9 protein-coding genes are annotated in these 9,468 nt (G+C 41.8%); 6 read left to right on the top strand and 3 right to left on the bottom strand.

Annotated elements, in window-relative coordinates:
• The coding region (locus tag ACIQ6T_RS09015) for a hypothetical protein (protein ID WP_395785603.1) at positions 1-94 on the bottom strand (94 nt) is incomplete at its 3' end.
• 129 nt (positions 95-223) lie between these two features.
• Between ACIQ6T_RS09015 and ACIQ6T_RS09010 the strand changes: the two genes are divergently transcribed.
• The 3 genes from ACIQ6T_RS09010 to hemF are packed head-to-tail and all read left to right on the top strand — an operon-like array spanning position 224 to position 4,319.
• Positions 224-814, top strand: a complete 591-nt coding sequence (locus ACIQ6T_RS09010) for an N-(5'-phosphoribosyl)anthranilate isomerase (protein ID WP_395785601.1) — start codon at positions 224-226, stop codon at positions 812-814.
• A 3-nt stretch (positions 815-817) separates the two neighbouring features.
• A complete protein-coding gene (locus ACIQ6T_RS09005) occupies positions 818-3,436 on the top strand; it encodes a transglycosylase domain-containing protein (protein ID WP_395785599.1) in 2,619 nt (872 codons plus the stop codon).
• A 1-nt stretch (position 3,437) separates the two neighbouring features.
• The gene (gene hemF / locus ACIQ6T_RS09000) at positions 3,438-4,319 is read left to right on the top strand and encodes an oxygen-dependent coproporphyrinogen oxidase (RefSeq protein ID WP_395785597.1); all 882 of its coding nucleotides are present in this window, start codon (positions 3,438-3,440) and stop codon (positions 4,317-4,319) included.
• 34 nt (positions 4,320-4,353) lie between these two features.
• On the opposite strand, the gene ACIQ6T_RS08995 is transcribed toward hemF, so the two are convergent.
• Positions 4,354-4,755, bottom strand: coding sequence for a hypothetical protein (locus ACIQ6T_RS08995; protein WP_395785595.1), 402 nt, complete (start codon positions 4,753-4,755; stop codon positions 4,354-4,356).
• A gap of 31 nt (positions 4,756-4,786) precedes the next feature.
• Positions 4,787-5,833, bottom strand: a complete 1,047-nt coding sequence (locus ACIQ6T_RS08990) for an o-succinylbenzoate synthase (RefSeq protein WP_395785593.1) — start codon at positions 5,831-5,833, stop codon at positions 4,787-4,789.
• 67 nt (positions 5,834-5,900) lie between these two features.
• On the opposite strand from ACIQ6T_RS08990, the gene lpxK reads away from it, so the two are divergent.
• The 3 genes from lpxK to ACIQ6T_RS08975 are packed head-to-tail and all read left to right on the top strand — an operon-like array spanning position 5,901 to position 9,466.
• A complete protein-coding gene (gene lpxK, locus ACIQ6T_RS08985; RefSeq protein WP_395785591.1) occupies positions 5,901-6,905 on the top strand; it encodes a tetraacyldisaccharide 4'-kinase in 1,005 nt (334 codons plus the stop codon).
• A 13-nt stretch (positions 6,906-6,918) separates the two neighbouring features.
• A complete protein-coding gene (locus tag ACIQ6T_RS08980) occupies positions 6,919-8,907 on the top strand; it encodes a putative porin (protein WP_395785589.1) in 1,989 nt (662 codons plus the stop codon).
• A 40-nt stretch (positions 8,908-8,947) separates the two neighbouring features.
• Complete coding sequence (locus ACIQ6T_RS08975; protein WP_395785587.1) at positions 8,948-9,466, top strand: gluconate 2-dehydrogenase subunit 3 family protein; 519 nt, start codon at positions 8,948-8,950, stop codon at positions 9,464-9,466.
• Positions 9,467-9,468 lie beyond the last annotated feature (2 nt).

The raw sequence follows: 9,468 nt of genomic DNA, 5'->3' as shown, positions 1-9,468 counted from the left end.
TGACCTCATATCCTTGTTCGTGTAATAAAACAGCTGCGACTGAGCTGTCGATGCCGCCGCTCATGGCAACTAAAACGCGTCCTTTTGATTCCATATTTCCTTACAGGTTCAAAGCCTGCTGTAAATTTCCCGCAAGTTAGGATTTATTTCGCCAAATGGCCAATTATCTTGGTATTTACCCATTGAAAACGTACTTTTGTCCTCGTTTATTTCCTTGACTACCATGTTAAAAACCCAGGTTAAAGTTTCATCGATTGCTAATTTGTCAGATGCACGTTATTGTGCAGGAATGGGCGTTGAGTGGTTAGGGTTTCCTTTGCAGGAAATTACAGTAGAAAAATTCACAGAAATTCGGAATTGGTTAGCAGGCGTTCAAATCGTAGGGGAATTTACAAAGGCAACTGCTGATCAGGTTCGAGAAGCGGTTGCAATATATCAACCAGACGTAATTGAAGTTGATTCGAGTGTGTCGTTGGTGGCCATCCAGTCGATTGACGTATCCAAGATACTTCGTGTTAACATTGACACAGATAATTTACCAGCCATTTTTGCTGCTTCTGCGCCCTATGTAAGTCATTTTTTATTGGTAGGTGATTCTGCAGATTCGTTGATTGGCATGGAAGCATCTATTGAAATTTGGGCAGCGCAATATCCGATTATATTAGGTTTGGACATCCCTGAAGATGATTTAGATGAATGGGTAGAACAAAGTTCGATTCAGGGAATTGGTTTAGTAGCCGGTGAGGAGGATCGTCCAGGCTTCCGTGATTTCACGGATTTAATGACTATCTTAGAAAAATTAGAAACGGAATAATCTATGCTTGAGCAGATAAAGCACTTTTTTTCACGTATTAACGCATTGATTGTCCAAACTTGCACGAAGCTTGTACATGTGTTGTTGGCGGGAATTAAAAAGGTAATCGGTGCAAAATTGTATGGGAAGGCTGAGGGGGTGGGCCAACAAGCGATTGACTTCTACCAGGAAAAGCGAAATTCAATTCAAGCTTATTACGATGCACGCGTAGATAAAAACTCACCTTATTATAAGCCCATCGTTCGTATGTGGCGTATTACGGGAAAAGTATTCCTCTTTAGCCTACTTTATTTGTTTATCATTGAGACCAATATTTTTTGGTTGACAGGACAAATGCCGAGTGTCGACGACCTTCAAAACCCCAAATTATCGCAAGCTTCCGAGATTTATTCAGCGGATGGCGTGCTATTAGGTAAGTTTTTTGCGGAAAACAGAACTCCGATTCGAGATTATAATTTGATTTCTCCCTATTTGGTACAAGCCTTAGTAGCTACAGAAGATGCTCGTTTTTATGAGCATACGGGTATTGATTTTCAAGCGTGGGCGGGTGTTGCGATTGGAATAGCTAAAGGTGGCGATCGTGGGGGTGGGAGTACAATTTCCCAACAACTAGCTAAGAATTTATTCAAAACACGAACTAAAAAAAGTTTCACCAAAACTGGTTTGTTGGGCTATATCCCTGGTTTAAATAAATTGATCTATAAGACCAAAGAATGGGTTACAGCTATCAAATTAGAGCGTTTTTACACGAAGGATGAAATCATTCTTTGGTATTTGAATACGGTAGATTATGGGAATAATGCATACGGAATTAAAGTGGCAGCTAAAACCTATTTTAATACGTCTGCTGATAGTTTAAATATCCAAGAAGCCGCTATTTTGGTCGGTCTTCAAAAGGCAACTACAACCTATAATCCCAAGCGGTACGATGGCAAGCCTTTGGCAGAAAATAAGGCTTGGAAGCGTAGAAATGTGGTTTTAGCGCAGATGGTTAAGGCTGGTTATTTAAAGAAAACAGCGTATGATTCATTAGCACCACTACCAATCGTCTTACATGAAAATGAGGAATCTCCCTATGATGGAACGGGTAATTATTTCAAGGTTGCCGTTGCGAAATACATTCAAGAATGGGCGAAGGCCAATGAAATGGAGATTGATTTGTATCGGGATGGTTTGAAAATCACGACGACGATTGACTCCCGTTTGCAAATACATGCGGAAGAGGCGGTCGAAGAGGGTATGCGTTCGACACAAAAATCTTTTGATAATCATTGGACTGGGCAAAATCCATGGGTGGATGAGTCAGGGAAGGAGATTCCAGGGTTTATTGATTCGGTGGCGAAACGGACAGAATATTATAAGGCATTAGTCAAGCGATTTCCGAATAATCCAGATTCAGTGCTGTACCAAATGAAAAACGTGAAGCGTAAAATGTGGGTTTATTCGCGTAATACCTTGGGTGAGGAGCAGCAAACGATGAGTGCCTACGATTCCATTCAATATTACAAACGTTTCTTGCAAGCCGGAATGATGACATTAGATCCATATACGGGCCATATTAAAGCTTGGGTAGGTGGATTAGATTTTAAATATTTTAAGTATGATCACGTAAAGCAAAGTAAGCGACAAGCAGGGTCAACTTTCAAGCCTTTTGTGTACACGGCTGCGATTGACGGACCTCGTGATTTATCCCCTTGTTTTGCTGTGGAAGATGCACCTTATTCGTTGGAAATCGAGGAAAAGGGCGAGAAGAAAATTTGGAGTCCGCACAATGCCGATGGTACTTTCTCCTATAGTTTGATGCCATTGAAGCGCGCCTTGGCGAAGTCGGTGAATACAGTTACCGCCCGACTCACCAACGACATCGTGGGTCCGGATACAGTTGTTTATTATGCCCAAAAAATGGGTATAAAGAGTCCATTGAAGCCTGTGGCGTCGATTGGTTTAGGGTCATTTGATGTTTCCTTATTTGAAATGATTGGGGCATATTCTGCTTTTGTGAATGAGGGAATTCACGTGGAGCCGATGCTCGTCACGGAAATAAAAGATCAAAATGGAAAGGTTATCTCGACGTTTGAATCAACTGCCACACGTGTAATTCGTAAAGAATCTGCCCAATTAGTGCGATCGATGTTGGAGGGAGTCATTCACGAAGGTGGTACAGCAAGTTCGTTGCTTTGGGGTGACGGTGCCGCTTTATTGCCGGAAGGAAATAATCGCTATGCACACAATTTTGCAGGGAAAACAGGTACGACATCCAATCATTCCGATGGTTGGTTTATTGGTATGACTCAAAATTTAATTTCAGGTGTCTGGGTCGGCGGAGATGATCGATCGATACACTTCCGTTCCGGTGCACTGGGTGAGGGATCAAAAACTGCCATGCCTATCTACAAACGGTTTATGTTGAAGGTGGTCAAAGATCCTGCTTTAGCGATGTATAAACCTACGCCATTTGATCGATTGGATAAGCGTGTTGTCAAGAAAGATTTTGATTGCGGCAATGGGATTAGTACGTTGCCAGATTCACTTCAAGTGTCAGATGCGGAGTTAGATTCATTAAATGCCTTGATGGAAAATCCGACAGAATCACCCGATTCAAGTAGTCAGAGTCCCAATTAGTATGAATAAAGAACAGATAGAGGCTTATTTTCGCGATTTACAAGATCGTATTTGCCAAGGAATCGCAGAGGCAGATGGAACTGGATCATTCAAGGAAGATCTTTGGCTGCGACCGGAAGGCGGTGGAGGGCGAACGCGTCTCATTGAAGGAGGTTCAATTTTAGAAAAGGCGGGCGTTAATTTCTCCGCGGTTTCAGGCCCGTTGCATCCCAAAATGGTTACCAGCTTAAACGTGACGGAAGAAGTTGAATTCTTCGCTACGGGTGTTTCCATTGTGATGCACCCATTCAATGCTTGGGTTCCCATCATTCACATGAATGTGCGTTATTTTGAACTGAGCAATGGTCAAAGTTGGTTCGGTGGCGGAATTGATTTAACACCCCATATTATTATTCCGGAACAGGCGAAGTGGTTTCACCTACAAATAAAAGCAGCATGTGATGGGTTTGGGGAGGATGTGTATGCACATTATAAAACCTGGGCGGATGATTATTTCTTCAATACGCACCGAAATGAAACGCGTGGCATTGGGGGAATTTTCTTTGATTATTTAAAAGAAGACAAAGCAAAAACATTTGACTTTGTGAAGGCGGTGGGTGAATCTTTCGTTCCCATTTACAGTCATTTAATGAAAGTAAATGCGGGGAAACCTGTGAGCCAACAAGAACGTGATTTTCAATTGTTACGCCGAGGACGTTATGTAGAGTTTAACTTAGTGCATGATCGGGGTACCAAATTTGGTTTGGAAACGAACGGTCGGACCGAATCAATTTTAATGAGTTTGCCGCCATTGGCATCGTGGGAGTATATGCATGATGCGCGTGGGTATCCGGCGGGCCAACAAACCTTAGATTTGCTAAAAAAGGGAATTGATTGGGTATAAAAAAGGTGAGCATTTCGTGCTCACCTTTTTTGTTTTATTGGGCTGCTTCCCAAACAATCTCGAGACTTTTTGGGGTCATCAATAGAATTCGGGTAGGAGCGGGTAATAACACTAAACGGGTTGCGGCTACCGGATCTTCGATCCATTCAACTTCAACGCCTTCTTTTTTACCTATTTCAATTTCACCATCGGCCGTTTCCACAAATTTCTTAGCTAAATACGCCGTAGGTAATAATACATCAGATTCTGGGCAATGTTTGATATGTACTTTCTCTAGAATTTCCTCAAGCTCATCTCCATATTTTTCGTTGAAATCATCTTCCAAATCGTGTAATAACTCTTCGACATCGTCGTAGGTGTCGTCTGAATAACTCAATTTGCTTAATTTCAAGCGTTGTTCTAAAATGGCAATCATCGCCTCGTCAATCGTATTCATTTAATTCAATGTTTAAAATGATGCCGTAAATTTAGGCAAAAGGATTTGTTCTTTTGGTATGTGGATTAGAATAAATATGCCCTTTTTGAATCGATAGCCCACAATCAAAATTATTCGTATACAGTTTCCCTGTTCCTAAACCTTGCGGGAGTGGATTTCGGTATTCGCCTGTGAATTGCGCGACTGCCTGCAGACCAATATTAGATTCCAATGCGGAGGTAATCCACCAGTGGGTACCTACTGTCTCGGCCGCCTGAATCCAGGTATTACTGGCTCCAAAACCACCTAAAAGACTTGGTTTTATAATTATATAGGGAGCTTGTATAGATTCTAATAGGGCCTGAGGATCTTTAGCCTGAATTAGTTCTTCATCTAGGGCTATAGGTAAAATGTTTAATGCGCATAATTCACGCATCGCTTTCCATTGCCCTGCTTGAATCGGTTGTTCGATGGAATGAATGTCCAAATGGGCGAGTCTTTCCAGTTTTGACGGGGCATCTTGTGGCGAAAATGCGCCGTTAGCATCTACCCGAATCGTTAATTCAGTTGACGAGAAATGGGTTCTAATCTCAGAGATAATCTCCATTTCTTGTTCAAAATCAATCGCGCCGATTTTTAATTTAAGACACGAATAACCTTCTGCGAGTTTTTCGGCGATTTGTTGGCGCATAAACTCAGGACTACCCATCCAAATCAATCCATTAATCGGCAAACTTGATACGCCTCGTGCGAATGAATTGTCAAAGTAAACCCCATCTTTTGCGTGAAAATAATCTAGTAAGGCCATTTCAAATGCTGCCCGAAAGGAGGGCTGTTCAAATGGTATGGTTTTCACCAGGGCGTCTATATCTTCAGGATTTTCTGGCAGGTGTTTGATTGTCGAGATGGCTTTTTGAAAAGCAGGTAGGCAATCCTTTTCAAATTCTGGACTTAATCCACGCAAGGGTCCGGCTTCACCTAGGCCAATTTTCCCATCTTGTTCAATTTGTATGAAATAGCTCGTTTTTTGTGTCAGTACCCCACGCGATGTACCTGCTTCGAAATGGAATTGTAGGGGATGGCTGAGCAATTGAATCATGTTGCAATTTATTATTTTTGTGGCATTTTTGCCCCTCCCTAGATTATTTATTAGCTTTAGGCCGATTATGAAAAAGTGGGTATTTCGATTATTGGCAGGAATTTTTGGCGCAATTACGCGCTTGCGAAATACATGGTATGATCGAGGCTTACTCTCATCCACACATGTTTCAAAGCCTTTTACACTCGTCGTCGGTAATCTTGCCGTAGGTGGTACCGGCAAAAGCCCATTGGTAAATTACTTAATTTCACATTGGAAGTTTTCGGGTACGTTTGGGATTCTGAGTAGGGGATATGGTCGCAAAACGACAGGTTTTCGTTGGGTTGATGCTGATTCAACCGCGTCAGAGGTTGGTGATGAACCCTTAGCTTATAAGCGTCAATTTACGGATTTGCCTATTGCAGTTTGTGAGAATCGCGTGAAAGGCATCGAGCAAATGAACGATTTAGATGCCATTATTTTAGATGATGCATTTCAGCACCGGGCTTTGAAGGCTGATTTATCGATCGTATGTACGACGTTTGCCAAGCCATTTTATGCAGACCAACTAATGCCTTTGGGTAGTTTGCGTGAATCAATCGATGGGCTAACGCGTGCGCAGGCAATTATCGTGAATCGTTGTCCGAACGAATTGTCAGAAGCTCAAAAAGAACCTTTTTTACGATTCAATTTACCTGTATTTTTTACGCGCGTTGTCTATGGGGTGCCGGTTGGAAATAGTGCACAAAATATCTCAAAATGGCATCTTTTTGCTGGCATCGCAGATCCATTGCCCTTCTTTAATGAGGCCAATAATTTAGGTGAGATCTTGGAAAAACAAACCTATGCGGATCATTACGCATTTCAGGAAACGGATTATCAGTATTGGGAGCACGTTGCTGCCAACTTAGATAAGTCGGCAGCAATATTAACAACCCACAAAGATTATGTGCGGATGGAGGAACACCTGCACCATTATCCCGCATTAAATTCACGTTTGTTTTATTTGCCAATGCGAATGGAATTTATAGATCAGGAAACGGAATTTTGGGCTTGGCTAACTTCTCAGGTTCCGCTTAATCTTAAAAAATAGCTACCTTTACGGCGTGAAAATCCGATTCCTCGTATTTATTTTTGGACTCATTACCTTTCAAAGTATAGGTCAATTTCCCAACCCAAATAATCCCATGGGAAATGGGGGGATTAATACGAATGGAGGAATTAACACGAATGGGGGATTTCCAACAACACCTACCACAGCAACGCAAGCACAAGGACCTCAGAAATCGGGTCGTGCCGCTTTAGATGACTCCACCAAACAAATTTACGGTCCAGAGTCTTTACATTATTTTCTAGAACAAGACGTGATGGATAGTCGGCTCGTTAAGCGCCGTATCGATACTACTTTGCATTTATTTCATCGCTATTTAATTCAAGAAAGGAGTGGCTTTTTGCAGACGAATTTGGGTTCAGATGGAACCGCCACTCGGTCTATTTTTACCCCTGTTACGGCTGCATTAGGTACACAATTAGGCTATAATGTCTATTCTTCCTATGCTTTCACGCCTGAAAAAGTTCGTTATTACAATACCAAATCTCCTTATTCAGACGTGGAATTTAATGACGGTGCCGGTGGCCAAACACGGCTAAACTTTTCATTTTCGAGAAACATCGATTCACTATGGAATGTCGGTGTTGAATTACAACGACTCGTTTCCGACAAAGCATTTACGGATGATGCTTTTAAGGCACGTAATATTAATTTGACAGGCCAGTGGGGATTTTTAGTTCATACGAATTACCGTTCCCGTTCTGATCGCTATCGGATTTTAGCTCATATTAATTACTACGATCATGGTGTAAATGATCAGGGTGGAATTATGTTAATCAATGAACTCACGCCTATTCAGGCGTTGAAGTATGTCGACAATACCGCGTATTTGACTGCTGCGAAGACACAGACCAATGATAAGTTTTTGAAATTCCATGTCTATCAAGAGTTTATTGGATTCAAGGGATTGCAGTTGTTTCAGCGTTTGGATGTGGAAAGCCGACAAGTCAAATTCAGAGATTTAGATTTTGAGAATAATTTAGGGAAACGTTTTTACCCTAAAACGTACATTAACTACATTCAGCCACCCGCGTCAGATTCGTTGTATAACGAGAATAATTGGCAATCATTCAGTCATCAAACGGGATTGAAGGGCGTGTTTAGAAAGTTTACATACCGCGCGCATGTGCGTCAGCGCTATTGGTCTGTCAGTAATCCGCTAACTGAAGTGACGAAAAGCAGACTCGAAAATTATGTAGGGCTTTGGTTACATCAAAAATTCACCGAAACTGTTGATTTTACCGCTGAGGGGGAATATTTGATCGGGTCAGATTATCAATTAAAGGCTAAGTTTGAGTCGCCTTGGTTTTATGTGCAAGCCCAACGGACTTCGTCGAGTCCAAGTATTGCCCAAACTTGGATGTACAATTCTTCTTATCGCTGGGATAAAGGCTTGAATCAAATTTCATTTGATCAGTTGGAAGGAGGGATCGCAATCGGAAATGCGAAAATGTATTTTAAACCCTCGGTTACGATTCAGCGAATTGGGAATTGGGTGTATTTTGATAGCCTAGCCAATGTGCGTCAAGAGTCTAAGGGACTCGGTGTATTTCGCACGGGATTAGCTTGGGGTGGAGAACGTGGGCGCGTGGAATGGAATACGAATGTTTTTGCTAACACGTTGACGGGACCTGATGTGATGCGTATGCCGAATTTGGCAGCAAATGCGAATCTGGCTGTAAATGTGCAATACAAGAAACTACTTTATGTTCAAATCGGGCTAGACGCACATTATTTGTCGGCATATTACGGTGATGCCTACATGCCGGGGACCCAACAATTTCACTTACAAAATCAAGTTAAATTACCCGCATTCGTACAGGTTGACCCCTATCTAAGTTTACGTATCAATCGGGTTCGCTTATTTTTCAAATATGCGAATGCCGCTCAGGGCTTAATTACAGATAACCATTATGTAGCTTATTTATATCCTGCTATGCGAAGAAGTTTTGCCTATGGGGTTAAGTGGCTTTTATTTGATTAAATTTTGATATGTTTGTAGGTATAATTTTATCCTATTAAACATGAATTTTACTACCCGTCGGGATTGGATCAAAGGAATGGCCTTAGCCACCTTAGGTTCCGTAGTTTCCTACTCATTAACTGCACAAAATTCTGGGAAAACGCTAGCCCTTTCGGCTATTGATGAAGCATCCTTAAACCTATGGATGGGAGCGATTATTCCAGAATCAAAAATTCCAGGAGCTGTCAGTCTAGGTGTTTCAGCGTTTGTCAAAACGATGCTCAAAGATTGTTACGAACCAGCTGCACAAACAACTTTTCAAAACGTATTAGGTCAAATACCTGCTTGGTTTCAAACCGAAAATGGGCATGCGCTTGCAGCCGCAACGGCCGCTGAAAAAGAGCAGTTTTTATTTTTATTAGAGAAAGGTCAGTTTGGGACAGAGGCGCAAAAAGCGATGGCTACCTTGAAAGGACTGACGATTCAGGGCTATACGAGCACGGAATACGTTTTAGTTAATCATTTAAATTATCAAATGGCACCCGGTTTTTGGAATCCGTGCGTACCTGTCAAAAAATAAAT

The organism is Aquirufa sp., assembly GCF_044377215.1.
GTDB lineage: Bacteria > Bacteroidota > Bacteroidia > Cytophagales > Spirosomataceae > Aquirufa.
The sequence above is the reverse complement of the archived record's forward strand: the minus strand, read 5'-3'. Positions and strand labels throughout refer to the sequence as shown.